The 13,785-nt window shown below is 47.3% G+C and carries 10 protein-coding genes; 5 read left to right on the forward strand and 5 right to left on the reverse strand.

Annotated elements, in window-relative coordinates:
* The first annotated feature begins 177 nt into the window (after window positions 1-177).
* Window positions 178-1,227, forward strand: coding sequence for a fatty acid desaturase (locus tag ACSHX2_RS08895; protein WP_435692580.1), 1,050 nt, complete (start codon window positions 178-180; stop codon window positions 1,225-1,227).
* A gap of 210 nt (window positions 1,228-1,437) precedes the next feature.
* Here ACSHX2_RS08895 and ACSHX2_RS08900 read toward each other — a convergent pair whose 3' ends face one another.
* Window positions 1,438-1,920, reverse strand: coding sequence for an REP-associated tyrosine transposase (locus tag ACSHX2_RS08900; protein ID WP_435692581.1), 483 nt, complete (start codon window positions 1,918-1,920; stop codon window positions 1,438-1,440).
* A 721-nt stretch (window positions 1,921-2,641) separates the two neighbouring features.
* On the opposite strand from ACSHX2_RS08900, the gene ACSHX2_RS08905 reads away from it, so the two are divergent.
* Window positions 2,642-2,917 (forward strand): hypothetical protein, encoded by a 276-nt coding sequence (locus ACSHX2_RS08905; RefSeq protein WP_435692582.1) that lies wholly within the window; start codon window positions 2,642-2,644, stop codon window positions 2,915-2,917.
* Window positions 2,918-3,269: 352 nt separating this feature from the next.
* Here the strand turns inward: ACSHX2_RS08905 and ACSHX2_RS08910 are convergent, their stop codons facing one another.
* Window positions 3,270-3,839 (reverse strand): hypothetical protein, encoded by a 570-nt coding sequence (locus ACSHX2_RS08910; protein WP_435692583.1) that lies wholly within the window; start codon window positions 3,837-3,839, stop codon window positions 3,270-3,272.
* 287 nt (window positions 3,840-4,126) lie between these two features.
* Between ACSHX2_RS08910 and ACSHX2_RS08915 the strand changes: the two genes are divergently transcribed.
* A complete protein-coding gene (locus ACSHX2_RS08915; protein WP_435692584.1) occupies window positions 4,127-5,446 on the forward strand; it encodes an FAD-dependent oxidoreductase in 1,320 nt (439 codons plus the stop codon).
* Window positions 5,447-5,473: 27 nt separating this feature from the next.
* Here the strand turns inward: ACSHX2_RS08915 and ACSHX2_RS08920 are convergent, their stop codons facing one another.
* Together ACSHX2_RS08920 and ACSHX2_RS08925 are read right to left on the reverse strand one after the other, a co-directional pair.
* Window positions 5,474-5,866, reverse strand: a complete 393-nt coding sequence (locus ACSHX2_RS08920) for an NINE protein (RefSeq protein WP_435692585.1) — start codon at window positions 5,864-5,866, stop codon at window positions 5,474-5,476.
* A gap of 27 nt (window positions 5,867-5,893) precedes the next feature.
* Entirely contained in the window at window positions 5,894-7,330 is a 1,437-nt protein-coding gene (locus ACSHX2_RS08925; RefSeq protein ID WP_435692586.1) for a YiiX/YebB-like N1pC/P60 family cysteine hydrolase, read from the reverse strand.
* Window positions 7,331-7,744: 414 nt separating this feature from the next.
* Between ACSHX2_RS08925 and ACSHX2_RS08930 the strand changes: the two genes are divergently transcribed.
* Window positions 7,745-8,329, forward strand: a complete 585-nt coding sequence (locus ACSHX2_RS08930; protein WP_435692587.1) for a hypothetical protein — start codon at window positions 7,745-7,747, stop codon at window positions 8,327-8,329.
* A 269-nt stretch (window positions 8,330-8,598) separates the two neighbouring features.
* On the opposite strand, the gene ACSHX2_RS08935 is transcribed toward ACSHX2_RS08930, so the two are convergent.
* Window positions 8,599-8,967 carry an acyl-CoA thioesterase gene (locus ACSHX2_RS08935; protein WP_435692588.1) on the reverse strand — a complete coding sequence of 123 codons (369 nt, stop codon included), beginning with the start codon at window positions 8,965-8,967 and terminating at the stop codon, window positions 8,599-8,601.
* 346 nt (window positions 8,968-9,313) lie between these two features.
* Here ACSHX2_RS08935 and ACSHX2_RS08940 point away from each other — a divergent pair, with 346 nt between their 5' ends.
* Window positions 9,314-13,783 carry a cadherin domain-containing protein gene (locus ACSHX2_RS08940; protein WP_435692589.1) on the forward strand — a complete coding sequence of 1,490 codons (4,470 nt, stop codon included), beginning with the start codon at window positions 9,314-9,316 and terminating at the stop codon, window positions 13,781-13,783.
* Window positions 13,784-13,785: the final 2 nt, after the last annotated feature.

A 13,785-nucleotide genomic window follows, 5' to 3' on the forward strand; every position in this document is an offset into this window, starting at 1 on the left:
AAAGCGCGCCCTTAGTGGACGCGCTTTTTTTATGAGAGGTATGATTTTATAGATCGAGTAGCATTTAAGCGACACACCTTTTAACGCGTTGAGATTCAGAGAAAGGAACACACGTTTTATTGTGTGCGTTGTTATTTGTTTGCAGAGTATGCTCGGATAGGCAAAAAGCCTCACCTTGTGAGCAACGACACCACTACAGACAAAGCCGAAGTCTTTAAAAACCCAAAGGCATGGCGAAAAATCGTGGTGAAATACCAAAAGCCCGATTTAGCCAAGGCCAGCTGGCAGCTAGTAAATACCTTGGTTCCATTTTTCGCCCTATGGGTTGCCATGTATTTCGTCTATGATATCTCGCCCTGGCTCACCATCCCGCTCATGCTTATTGGTGGTGGACTGGGAGTAAGAATCTTCATTATCTTCCACGATTGCGGTCACCAGTCGTTCTTTAAATCCCGCAGAGCAAACGATATCTGGGGCTACATCACTGGTGTTCTCGTATTCACACCCTATCGATTTTGGCACTGGGAACACCGTATCCACCACTCCACTACTGGTGATCTAGATGGTCGCGCTGAAGGAGATGTCTGGACTATGACGGTCAAAGAATACGAGGAATCGACTTGGTCGATGCGTATGCTCTACCGCTTGGTGAGAAACCCGTTCATTCTTTTCACCGTTTCTCCGATGTTCCTATTTATGATTTGGTATCGATTCTCGGTAAAAAAAGCGAGCAGGAAGGACCGTCTTTCGGTGCTGTGGACCAATCTAGGAATCGCCTTCATGGTCGCGGTGGGCTGCTTTATTTTTGGTTGGCAGAAGTACTTGATTCTTCAGCTAGGTCTTAGCTTCGTGGCGAACTCAGCAGGTATCTGGATCTTCTATGTTCAGCATCAGTTCGAAGATGTGTACTGGGCGCGCAATGAAGAATGGAACTTCGCCGCGGCAGCGCTAGAAGGTAGCTCATTCTACAAATTACCAAAAATCCTCCAGTGGTTTTCAGGCAATATTGGCTTTCATCATATCCATCACTTGAGCTCACGCATCCCGAATTATCGATTAGAGGAATGCCACAACTCCGAACCACTTTTCCAGCAGGTGCCCGCAATGACGTTGCGCAGTAGTTTAGCCTGCCTCAAGTACCGTCTCCACGACGAAGAGAACGGCCGTCTAGTGGGCTTTGGCTATCTAAAACAATACCGCAAAGCGAAAGCTGTGGTTGCTGCGTGAATGCGGCAGGGACGCTTATGGCTGTGCACATGTCTTCTGAGGGTTACTGGGTCGACCATTTTCGTGAATCACGGCTACGGCAATTTACTACCTGAGAGGTGAGATAAGGCATCAACCTCGCCGGACACTTAGGGATAAGTGTCCCTGCCTTCATTGAGGGTTTGTTGAAGCGTGTGGGTATTTTGGAGGGAGTGTCGACGGGGGAGTCCTTTATCGGTATTCGCTTTGGCCTGCGTAAGGGCTGATCCATCGATATTTCCAGTCATCGGCGTTGGCGACTAAGCCTGCATTGACGGGATTGTTGATGATGTAGTCCCATTTATGATCGAAGTCTTCCCTGCTTCGGACGCGGTGGTCAAAGTAGTCGCGCTGCCAATCGGTGCCTATTTTTTTAGCGGTGTAGCGTTTCCAAGATTTGATTAACGAGGACATACCGCCGCCTTTTTGCCATGAAAAATTTATTAATAAATGCAGGTGGTCGGGCATGACCAGAATGAGCAAAGGTGCGCTTTGTTGTTGTTCTCGGTAATAAAGCCAAGAGTTTATGAGGACAGAAGCCGTGGAATCATTGGCGAGTTGGTTCACACCTCGCTTCTGGCAGTTGATTGTTAAAAAGAAGATTGCGTCATCAGCCACCCAAAAGGGGGGAGCATGACACATCGTTTTCCGATCAGGGCGCTTGTCCGACCACATAACGAACTACGCTAACAGATGGTGATGTTTAAAAGCAAGGCAGGGACATTTATCCCTAAATGTCCGGCTGTGCACATGTCTTCTGAGGGTTTACGGTTCGACCATTTTCGTGAAGCACGGCTACGGCAATTTACTGCCTGAGAGGTGAGAAAAGGTATCAACCCCGCCGGACACTTAGGGATAAGTGTCCCTGCCTTGTACCACGAGGAATAAAGTTCATCATGAGGACTCCCATCTTTACACGCCTTCACAATGAAGGCTGTTACAAGAACAGACTACACCATACGCTCATGAAAATATTCGGATACCACATGTGACCAAGTTGCCTAATCATCGGTGCGATGATTATTTTCTTTGTTGTTAAAAAAATCTACGATTTCCTTACGGGAGGCGGCTGATGTGATAAAGAATGAGTAGTTACTCATTATCTAAGTGAAGTGTTTGGCAAGGCAGGGACGCTTATCCTAAGCGTCCGGCTGTGCACATGTCTTCAGAAGGCTTATGGTTCGACAGTTTCCGTGAATCACCGCTATGGCAAATTATTGCCTGAGAGATAGGATAAGTCATCAATCTCACCAGACATTTAGGGATGCATCTGAATATCTCAGTGAGATATTCCTGCCTTGTTAAGGTTACGACAAATTTAAATGGTAGCTATAATGATCTACGAAAGGTCGACTATTAGCTAGAGTCGAGTGACCGAATCCTTTAGCATAAACCTATGAAACCACTCGATATCGCCAAAACTGTTCTAGAGACCAAAGGCGGTTTTTTACACGTGAATGATATTGCAACCCTAGCCTATGAGTTAGAGCTCTGTTCAGAGCGTGAGCTTAAGGATCTTCCCTCAGAACTTTCAGGCGCTTTGTCGAAAGAAGTGAAGACAAAGAAGCCATTTTTTAGCAGAATTAAGGACGGTAAAGGCGGCTACGAAAAAGGTGTCTATCGACTTAAAAAAAGCCAACGCTTCCCTAAACACAGATGGGGCGAGTCGTAGTGATTAGCAAGGACAGTTATCCCTAACCGCCCGACTAGGTGTTTTTCTACAGCCCTTGGGGGCGTGCATTTAGAGGGAAGGCTATAGAGTAGGACAAGCTCTAAAAATGAGTTGTAGTTCATGCTGTACGCTCTAGCAACATCAAGGATAATAAGCTCATTGGGTATCACGACTGCCAAGTTTCTATTGACGTCAGTTTGTGTAATGGGGTTTCAGGTAGGTTGTCTCAACGAAAAAAAGCGCGCCAAATAATAGCGCGCTTAGGTTCGTATACCCTAACTGAAGACTAAGTAGTGAATGTATGTATTTCAGGTTTACTTAATTCCTGAGTTATAGAGGTATTTATTATTTTTTAAATAGTGATGGTGCTATTGTTATTTTTTTCTGGAAGTAAGCTACCGCTTGAATCGATACCTCCAGTGTTGTTTTCTGGATCATCAGCGCTTACAGCGCGATAGGTGTTTCCGTCACTATCTTCAATTTCTAAGATAAATAGGAATGCTGAAGCATCTACACGGACATTAGGATAAATTCCTTCAACGTAGAGGTCGACTGCTACCTGAGCTGAGACCGAGCTCGAGGAGCTCATTTCTTTAAGAGATTCTTGGATTTCTTCCTTATGTGTTTTGGCGTTGGCTCCAAATCCAAGCCAGCTAAAGAAGCCGCTAACTCCTCCGCTAATATCATATGAGGACTTCATCTGTTGGTAGGTGCGGGATGATTCCATGCTCTGGGAGCTAAAGGTCATCGCGCCGTAGAGTTTAGCCCATGCGCCTTTTCCTGAAACCGATACTCCGATACCTTCAATTTTCCCGGCTCTCTTAGTCACTTTATATGATTCGACTTCGCTTTCAACCGTGAGGAAGTGAGCGGGATTTGATACGCATTCTAATGAGTTTATCGATAGTTTAGTTGTTTCCATTTTTTTTTGGGGTTTTTGTTGTCATTCAATCTAACAGGTAGATTGATTTTTTTATTATATTATTAATATTAATAAGTATATACCCTTAATTGGGGGTGTGATATGTGTGTGGTTTAGGAGTAAAAAAGGGAAGTGGGCACGAGTTAGAGGTACACTGTAGAGGGGGTAATATAGCTATTTATTGATAACATAATGATAGTGTTCATCTAGCTCCCCATAGAGGAGGGCATCCACTTTAACGCTCGTAGAGCCTAAATTGGCTCTTATTGTGGTTGAGTCTGTTTGTGATGTGCCGCATAGAAGGATCGATGAATCCTGGAGCATCAGACCAAAGAGAGCATGCTATCGTTATTGGTGGGAGCATAGCCGGTTTGCTCGCTGCTGGCGTGTTAGCCAAGCATTACTCAAAGGTGACTTTGATCGATGCCGACGCGCTCTCTAACATCAATGCTGCTCGCAAAGGTGTGCCGCAGGGGAATCACGTACATGGTGTGCTGCGTAAGGGCTGGCAGCAGATGCTGTCGGTTTTTCCAAATTTAGAAAAGAAGGTGAGCGATGCGGGGGCTGTCTGGCTCGATGTTGGAACCGAGATCAAGTGGCACTACTTCGGGGTGGAGCGCGCAACGTTCGAGAGTAAAGGGCGGACGCCGTTCTTGGGGCGCCCGACACTGGAGAGCTTGATATTTCAAGAGCTGGAAGAGCTTAAGAATGTGGAGTGCCTTTCCGCTACTTTTGTCGAAGAGTATGTGGGGACTGCTGACACAGTACAGGGTGTGAAGCTGAGAGGTGGTCAGGAATGTATGGCTGATCTCGTGGTGGATGCCTCTGGGCGTGGATCGCGGACGCCAAAGTGGTTGGAAAAATTAGGCGGCGAAGCACCGGAGGAACTGAGCATTCCCGCAAGTGTGAGTTATGCCAGCTGCGAGTTCACCCAGCCCAAGCAGAAGTTTGATTGGAGGGTGCTCTACATTAGCCCACAGGATGCCGCTGGAGGAGCGGGCGTGATTTTTCCTACAGAAAATGGTAATTGGCTAGTGACTCTAACAGGTCGAAACTTAGCGCAACCGCCTCGCACGCATGAAGCATTTATCGAGTTCGCGAAGTCGTTGCCGAGTGATGCCATGGTTCATGCGCTCAAAGGCGCTGAGCCATTGAGCGAAGTTCGAACTTACCGTTTTGCGAAGAGTTTACGCCGGTTGTATGAGAAGGTGGAGATGCCTGCGGGCTTGGTCGTGGTGGGAGATGCAGTGTGCAGTTTCAATCCGGTGTTTGGCCAAGGAATGACAGTCTGCGCGATGGAGGCTACGCATTTAGACAACACACTGGAGGCCAGTACAGGGGGCGATTGGCAGAAGTCGTTTCAAAAAGAGATCTCACGGTATGTCAATGTGGCGTGGGAAATGATAGAAGTAGAAGACCTGCGTTACCCGGACGTGCATGGACTGCGCAGTCTGAAAGTGAAGCTGATGCAGGCATTCACCTCAGCCGTGTGTAGAAAGTCCGAGAAGGACGCCTATCTAAGTCACTTGTTTGACGAGATCGTCCATTTCGAGACCCCTCCTACAGCTCTAATGCGGCTGAAGGTGCTTTTGCGGCTGTGTTGTTAGAATGATTGAGGGCAACCGCGAAGGGCTCTAGGCTTGGCTATTGCGCTCGCTAATCTGTTCGTTGAGCGTGAAGAAATCATAGATGTAGCCAATGCCGAAGATACCACCAGTGAGTAACCAAATAAGCCCGGTGCCTATCTTTCCCATGTAGAAACGGTGAGCTCCAAAAAGGCCAAGGAAGGTTTGGAGAATCCACGCGATATTATAGTCGATGTTACCTGATTGGTAGCGGAAGTCGCATTGCTTATCCATGGAAGGAATAAGGAAGAGATCGATGAACCAACCGATGCCGAACAAGCCAGCTGTAAAAAACCAGATAACGCCGGTGATTGGCTTGCCGTAGTAGAATCGGTGCGCTCCGGTGAAACCGAAAATCCAGAGGATATAACCAATGGCTTTGGAGTGTGTGTCTGTTTGCATACGAAAGTGGTTGGCTGTGGTGCTATTTTACTTGGCAGGGGAAAGTTCATTCATCAATTTCTCCACGCGTTTCTTGCCCTGAGGCCCTGTTAGGATGTTTGCTCTGTGGGGAGGTGGAAGTTTGCTTTCTTCGGCGTACAGGATGAACTCGAAGCTGTCTGGTTGCTCATTGAGCCAATAGTGCACGATGTCATCTGCACTCAAGGTCACATGGCCGCCTCGCTTGGTGAGTGGGAAATCAATTTCATTGAGTCCCATGAGGGCGCGATAGATAACTTCGGTACAGACCTGACGGCTAGCATCTGCGAAATCGAATCTGAAGTCGTATTCTTGTCCCAGATAGGAAAAGGTGCGGCCCAATTGGCGTGCGTGATCAGCGGCTGAAAGCTGAGGCCTCAAAACTAGCAAGCGATTGACGTGGGTGTCTAAGATGAAGTTGAGATTGCTAAACTTCACACCCTCCGCCACGGCTTCGATCAAATTCGCAGGGCGACCTGCTTTGGTCTCATCTGTTAGCAAATCTTTCTTTAGCTTCTTCGCTTCATGCGCTCCCCCGACCATTACGATTTTATCAGCGGATAGTTCAAATTCTTTCCGCTGTGGGACAGTCCCGACGAAGGTGATTCCGTGTTTAAAGGCGCCGGGGATGAAGACGTCACTGGCATAGCCTGCCGTGTAGGTGAGGATGATGTCACCAGGCTCCAATAGGCTGATAATTTCTTCTTTCTGCTTCTTGTTGAAGGATAGTGGGTGTGCTGCTGGCCCTTTTAGTCGGCTGACGCGGTAGAATAATTTCGATTGAGTCACGTAAGCTGCATTATTCACATTTCCCTCAACGTGTTGGCTCACGTGCTTGGCCTTACGGAGAGCCCGCGGCTTTAATGCATCGGCCAAATTAGCGTAGGTATTTGTCGGGATTTCCGCGCGTGGGAATGCTTGATTCAGCTTATTGATAGCGACGGGGTCGTCAGCAAAGGTGGTGACGAGAAACTTAGCCTGCTCCTGCGACAGTTTATTTGCCTTGGTTCGCAGCGCTAAAGCCTGATCTTCAGTGGCTGACCCTGCCTTGGCTTTATGATACCGGTCCGCGATGTCGTTCAGCTGACGGTGCGCATTGTGAAATCTAAATAAGAGGAGCTCTATTCTGTCGCTCTCTTGAGCAGAGAAGTAACCGCGCGTGCTCCACTTACCGGAGGCTTGGAGATCTAGAAATTCCTTTTTCAGAGAATGACTATGTGATTCTACTGAGTCGTAGATGCGCTCATCCTGCGGCAATGAGCTAGCCATCAATGCAGGCGTGAGTGCAGCTTGGTGAGAAGGTGGAGTCTGGCAGCTTGTCAAGAATGCGGCCATCAGTATGACCGGAGCAAACCATAGACTTTTGGGTGATCCCGTTCTTCTTGATGAAGAGGCAGCGTGTTGTATTGCTGAAATCTTACGGCTAGTGCGGAGTGTCTGATTCATCGATTTACTTGGAAATATCTCAGGCTGATTACCTGCAGTAAAATGATTATACTCTCACCAAGCACTCTACAAGTGCCACGTTTGATGAATTTAGTCTCCATAGATAGCAGTTTAGAGGGAATAAATTATGGTGAATCGAAGCAGCTCATAAGTAGGGAAATACCAGAGGGTCAATCAAAGGGGACTGAGGTTAGTGTTATCTTCTTGCTAGAAAATGCTGAGGGCGATGAATCATTTCACATCGAGAAAATTGTCATTCCTTGTAATAGGTTGTTAGAGATATAAAGGGCAATACCCATGGAGGTGGCTCGTAACAGCCTCCTAGGTTTTACGTTAGAATATATGGTAGGTAATGATGCGTGTTACTGTGTATAGGTATTTACAAGTATGACTTAGCTGAATAATTCTCTCTTCATGTCAAATGATGTGTCTAACGTGTATGCCGCCCCTCAAGCTGAATTAGAATCAGTACCTTCTGGGTTAGAAGTGGATCATTACGCTGTCTCGATGAAGAAGTTTTGGGTACTCACCCTCGGGACTATGGGGCTTTATGAAGCATATTGGTTCTACAAGCATTGGAGCGTGATCAAAGAAACTTCGGGTGAAAAAATTTGGCCATTTTGGCGAATGATCTTTTCCATATTTTTTGTGCATAAGCTCTGTCGGAGCTTCACCGCGAAGGTGCCCAATAGAGATCTAGGAGGGATCGCGATATGGTATGTGTTACTCTCGATCGTCTCTCAAGTGATGTCACGAATGAGTATGGAGGAAGTGGCATCGCCTTGGACAGACATAGCAGGATTGATTTTTGTACCTATTTCAGCCTTTTTACTTTCTAAAGCTCAGTTGGTAGCAAACGAGAGTGTCGGCGAAGAGGCTGTAGCAGCCAATAGCTCACTTACCGTGGCGAACTGGTTCTGGCTCTTTCTCGGAGGAATCCTCTGGTTGTTAAGCATTGCAGGTGTTGCTATGTATTTCTTTGATCTAGGCCTTTGGTAAGAGAAACATTTCATCCACCTCTGCATACCTGAAGAGGGAGGGGTGCAACGCGGTAGTCTGGAGGTTGATTTTATTTATGCCTGTGGCCGTCCAGAGTACTGAGTTTTTCAGGACATTATCAACACTAGGTCTGCTAGGATCATATCAGAAGTGAGAAAGTAGCTTTCATGTGCGGGCTATCACAGTGCACATTCTTCCTTAATATATGGTTAGTTCCGTAACCCCATCTGCTGCGGGTGAGCAGTGACGGGGCTTATGGAGGAACGGAATTACTCTGCCTCGGTAGACAGCTTATGGGCTGTAGGCTGACCGTTTTCATCGAGCTGGACGAAAACTAAGCGCTCAATGGTGAGGATTTCTTGCTTGGTGACTTTGTTGCGAGCTACGCATTTGAGAGTGATGGAAGTGCGACCCACTCCGACGGTATCCAGACCAAGCTCGATGACATCACCGTGTTTTGCTGCATTGATGAAGCTTATCTCGGATACAAATCGTGTAACTAGGTGCTTGCTGTCTAATTGGCACATCGCGTAGATCACAGCTTCTTCGTCAATCCAGGCTAAGAGTCGGCCTCCGAACAGGGTGCCGTTCGCGTTTAAGTCTTCAGGCTTCACCCATTTTCGTGAATAGAATTTCATATGTGCCTTATGTTTTATGTCATTTGCGGCTGACTGCAAGTTGGTAGTGCTGAGAATGTTTAGTGCCTTGGGTTTAGAGTTCCAATTTATTCCTAGAGATATGAAATGTGTCGAGTTTGTTAGGGTTGGCGGTATGTGCTTTTTGGATACAAGGATGTGGATATTGGCGGTTTTTGCTCCTTGTTTGAAGTCTCTGTTAGAATAGAAATTCCGTCTGTAGTCATCCAATCTATATAGCGCTTAAACGCGCACTTGATTTATCCTCAAATGCTGTCCCCCCACATTCTATGAATGTGGATTGAGATGAATCATTCGGTTGAGAATGACGCACATCAAACCTAGTTCCATGACAGCCATCCGATCTTCTCAATTATTTTTGCTGAGCACCCTGCTCTTTTTTAACCTGTGTGAGGCAGAGATTAGGATTCATGGGGGTTCGAGTGCTTACACAGAAACGGGTGGGGACTGGATGTCGATGGGTGACAATGATATCGGTGACGATGCTCAGTTAGGTACGGATGGTTTTATTTTTTACGGCAATTTTGATGGAGTGCAAAAGTCTGGATTGGCCTATTCCCAGCGTGTAGAGAGCTTGCCTAGTTATGTGAGTAGTCATACCTGGGGCGCGGACTTTTCCCATGTGGCGGATGAGTTTGGTGGTTATGGGGAAATCGACAATCCGCTGACGCTGGATGATTCTAACAATCGCGGTGGTGTGGCAGTCGCTAGACTCGGTGCTGATCTGGCTGGCACCGTCCACGAGATCATGAGTTTTAACATCGATACCCTCGCTGAAGGTGAAGTGGTTCGTGTGGGTGTTCTAGCAGGTATTGAAAGTAATGGCGATGGGCGCTGGGATACGACTTCTCTTAGTCTGTCCGATGGAAGTTTAACTGTAACGGTAGGTGACCATAGTACCTCGCCATTGGAAGCGAATCCGGGTGGAACAAATACTGGGTGGGTTTTCTTTGATGTAGACTCAGCTGGCACTTACACCATTTCAGGAACTCAGCGCATTAATGGTAATTTCGGACCTTGTCTGGGTGGACTGACTTTTGACTCGGTGGTAGAGGGAAAGCTTCTCGCTGGTAGAAGTGTGGGTATTGATTTTGGTGCGATTGCCCCTGTCGATGGGAGCCATTTCAACCATTATTCCGACACTTCGATCGAGAACGGAGCGACTGAAAGCTTCGGCGATTCAGGTGCTACTCTTATTGACAGCGCTGGAAATGAGCTGAGTGATGTGAGTTTCAGTGTGACTAACAAGTCGGGGAAGGCCTCTTTCACACTTTCTAACGGTACCGGCGGTAATACTGAGTTAGATGATACGAGTTTGTATACAGACTGTTTGATCGCCAATGACAATGCGGCTTTACGCATGATTGATGGGGATGCTCTGATCGATGGTTCAGGGGACCGTGGACACTTCGTGTTTACCTTCTCAGGTTTAGATGACTCTCTAGTTTATAACCTCACGGGTGGTTTTTATAATAACAACGCTAATTTCAATGCGATCTGGCAGGCCGATGATGAGAGTGCTGTGACCAATGCTAGCTCTGATGGCTATGTGACTCTGACTGACCTCTCGACTGACGGAAGTGGTAATTTGGTGATCAATGTGGTCCGTGCGAGTAACGCTAATGGGAAGCATGTAACGATCGCGGGCTTGGAGTTAGAAGCAGTGGATCATACGAATTCTGATGGAGGTCTCAATTTCCCTCTTACGACTCCGACTACGGCTTATAGTCTGCCAAATGCTTTCCCTGGTCTAACATTTACCGAGATTGCTGCACTGGAGCCACTTCCGGGTCACCCTGAGAAACTCTTTGTCGTCGAGACGCGTGGTGTGATCTGGATGATTCCGGATGTCACTGCGGAGGAGCCGACTAAGGTAGAAGTCCTCAACAGGGAATCAGTGAATACGGACCAGTATCTTAATGGAATGGGCGGAGTGGCATTTCACCCTGATTTTAAGAATAACGGCTATTTTTATGTGACTTATCCAAGTCAAAATAACTGGACCAGGCTCTCGCGCTTTACGGTGGCAGACCCATCAAACATTAGTCTGGTGGACAATGAGACCGAGCAGGTCTTGATTCAGGAGACTTTCCACCGCTCCCATGGCTGGAACCGTTTGATGTTCGGGCCTGATGATTATCTTTATGTTCCCATCGGGGATGGGAAACAGGTGAGCCATCAGAGCCGTCCTGCTGAGCGTTTGACCCAAACAATCGATGAGGGTTTTTGGTCCTCGATTCTACGGATTGATGTGGACAAGAAGGCAGGGAACTACGAACCACAAAACCTCGTAAGTAATGATGCGAATGGGAATTGGACGATTCCAACAGATGCCAATGGCTTAGCGTATTATTCTATTCCTGCTGATAATCCCTTTTTGGACACAGTGGCTGCGGACGGTACAGGAGTGAGTTCCGCCTTTAATAAGGTCACGGCCCCAACAAAAGTTCGCACCGAGATGTTTGCCATTGGTTTCCGTAACCCATGGAAAATCGGTTTTGTGCCAGGAACTTCAGACCTCTGGGTGGCTGATGTGATGGGCTCGTTAAAAGAGCGCTACATGATCATGCCTAAAGGTGGGAATGCCGGTTGGGCATTTTACTCTGGAACAGACGATGTAGAGTGGCTCCAGACGACGTTTGCGGTGCCTGCACCCAATGGAGTGCAGTACGTGCAGCCGGTGGTTGAGTACTATGTGACTGATAGTGGTAGTGGTTCTAATAATAAGTCGATTATTGGTGGTGAATTCTATCAATCAACAGATATCCCGAGCCTTACAGGGGCATATATTATGTGTGACTACAACCGTGGAGACATCTGGGCTGTGCATAGAGACGACCACAGTGACTTTCAGATGGTGGATCCAGTGCTGCAAGAAAATGGTTACTATGCTTTGGACGATGTGAATATTTCGGAGACGACACTTGGAGGAGTGTTCGCTTTTGGCGCGTATGACGCGACTGTTGAGAAGATAGGTACACAAACCGGAATTACCGCGATGCTTCCCAACCCTACGACTGGTGAAATGCTCCTAGCAGATTCTAACACTAAGATTATTCGAAAGCTGGTGTTCACCAATGGGGACTTCGATAGCCAGTTACCTTCGACACTAACTGAGACTGGTGCATTTGAGAATACAGCTAATTTCAAGCTGGCTTCGGAAATGCTCCCTTACGATGTGAATCTTACTTTTTGGTCAGATAACGCGATCAAGAGTCGCTATTTTAACATGGTAGATGCTGTCGGACCGATGACCTATTCTCAGGATGGTTTCTGGGACTTTCCAGCTGGAGCCGTCTGGATGAAACATTTTGATATGGATCTGAATCTGGATAATCCGGGTACTAATATTAAGCGTATCGAAACCCGATTTTTGGTGAAAACTGAGACTAGCTTCTATGGTATGAGCTACCAGTGGAATGATGAAGGAACTGAGGCAACTTTAGTAGGTGAAGACGGAGCTAATGTGGTATTACCGATTGTCGAAAATGCGAGTACACGGACACAGTCTTGGAGGATTCCGTCGCGGAGTGAGTGTTATCAATGTCACCACACGGGTAATAATGCAGTTCTCGGTTTCAGTTCACGTCAGCTTAACTATGAAGGGACCCTCGAGGGGGGGGGCGGAAACTTTCTCACCTTGTTAGAGAATGCGGGTTACCTTAGTTCTGTGGGTGTGGAGCCATCAGCTTTACCAGTGCATCACCATCCATCTGATGACTCTATCAACATTCAGGAGCGTGTGCGTTCCTATCTCGCGGTGAACTGTTCTTATTGCCATTTCGAGGGGAACGGAGCTGTGCCTGACTCTTGGAGTGGGCAAGCAGATTTCAGTGTGGAGCAAATGAACCTCCTCCACGGCGAAGCGATTGGTGCACAGGTTGTGGACCATGATGACCGCTTAATTATTCCAGGCGATCCTGAGAATTCTATTATCTTGAGCAGAGCTTCGGCTACTAATGGCTATGCTCGTATGCCGCCTGTGGGCTCTAATATTGTAGATCCAGCAGGTGTGGCATTGATTACTGAGTGGGTGCTCAATTACGCGAATGCTAAACCTACCATTACTGCGCCAGATGAATACCTCACAGTCTCAGAAAACTCAGCAGCAGCCACACTCGTTGGGGCAACCGATGCAAGTGATCCAGATGTAGCTCAGGCTGATCGTGGAACACTGTCGTATTCCATTATTGCAGGAAACGAAAGTGGCCTCTTTGAGATCGACTCTCAGACAGGCGTAATTAGCCTAGCTAAGTCTGGTGTCGATTTCGAGCAGACTGCATACTACAGCTTAACTGTGCAAGTAACGGATGGTTTTAGCGCCAATCCAGGTACAGCATCGGCTACTATTACAGTGGCTGTGACAGATGTTCCAAATGATGACAGTCAGGGTGACGGAATTGCTGATGAGTGGGCAATTTTCTACTTCGGTACTTCTGTGATTGATCCATCCGGTGATACGGATCTGGATGGCTCTAGTGAAATTTTAGAATACTGGACTGATTCCAATCCATTGGATCCAGCTGAGGGCTTTGCCTTTGAACTTGTAACGGAGAAGCCTGACGATGGATTTTTCTTCGAATGGGTGATTCGTGACGGGCTTACCCCAGATGTAGATTACATCATCAGTGGGCGTGGAGGTTTGAGTGAGGAATATCTGCGACTCACACTGGATGAAGACTATGTGGTTGAGTCGATCACACCAGATGATGAGAAGCCTGGACTGATGCGTGTGCGTATCAAAGTCACCACTGACAGCCCGAATTACTTTGTAGAGTTATCTGTGCCAGAGATGTAAGG

Origin of the sequence: Rubritalea sp. (assembly GCF_051252225.1) — a bacterium.
Classification (GTDB): Bacteria; Verrucomicrobiota; Verrucomicrobiia; order Verrucomicrobiales; family Akkermansiaceae; genus Rubritalea.

What these genes read in the sequence shown, in the direction of transcription:
- ACSHX2_RS08915 (WP_435692584.1), top strand. Translation starts at nt 4,127, where the DNA reads ATGTGCCGCATAGAAGGATCGATGAATCCTGGAGCATCAGACCAAAGA.
- ACSHX2_RS08920 (WP_435692585.1), bottom strand. Translation starts at nt 5,866, where the DNA reads ATGCAAACAGACACACACTCCAAAGCCATTGGTTATATCCTCTGGATT.
- ACSHX2_RS08935 (WP_435692588.1), bottom strand. Translation starts at nt 8,967, where the DNA reads ATGAAATTCTATTCACGAAAATGGGTGAAGCCTGAAGACTTAAACGCG.
- ACSHX2_RS08905 (WP_435692582.1), top strand. Translation starts at nt 2,642, where the DNA reads ATGAAACCACTCGATATCGCCAAAACTGTTCTAGAGACCAAAGGCGGT.
- ACSHX2_RS08940 (WP_435692589.1), top strand. Translation starts at nt 9,314, where the DNA reads ATGACAGCCATCCGATCTTCTCAATTATTTTTGCTGAGCACCCTGCTC.
- ACSHX2_RS08925 (WP_435692586.1), bottom strand. Translation starts at nt 7,330, where the DNA reads ATGAATCAGACACTCCGCACTAGCCGTAAGATTTCAGCAATACAACAC.
- ACSHX2_RS08930 (WP_435692587.1), top strand. Translation starts at nt 7,745, where the DNA reads ATGTCAAATGATGTGTCTAACGTGTATGCCGCCCCTCAAGCTGAATTA.
- ACSHX2_RS08910 (WP_435692583.1), bottom strand. Translation starts at nt 3,839, where the DNA reads ATGGAAACAACTAAACTATCGATAAACTCATTAGAATGCGTATCAAAT.
- ACSHX2_RS08900 (WP_435692581.1), bottom strand. Translation starts at nt 1,920, where the DNA reads ATGTGGTCGGACAAGCGCCCTGATCGGAAAACGATGTGTCATGCTCCC.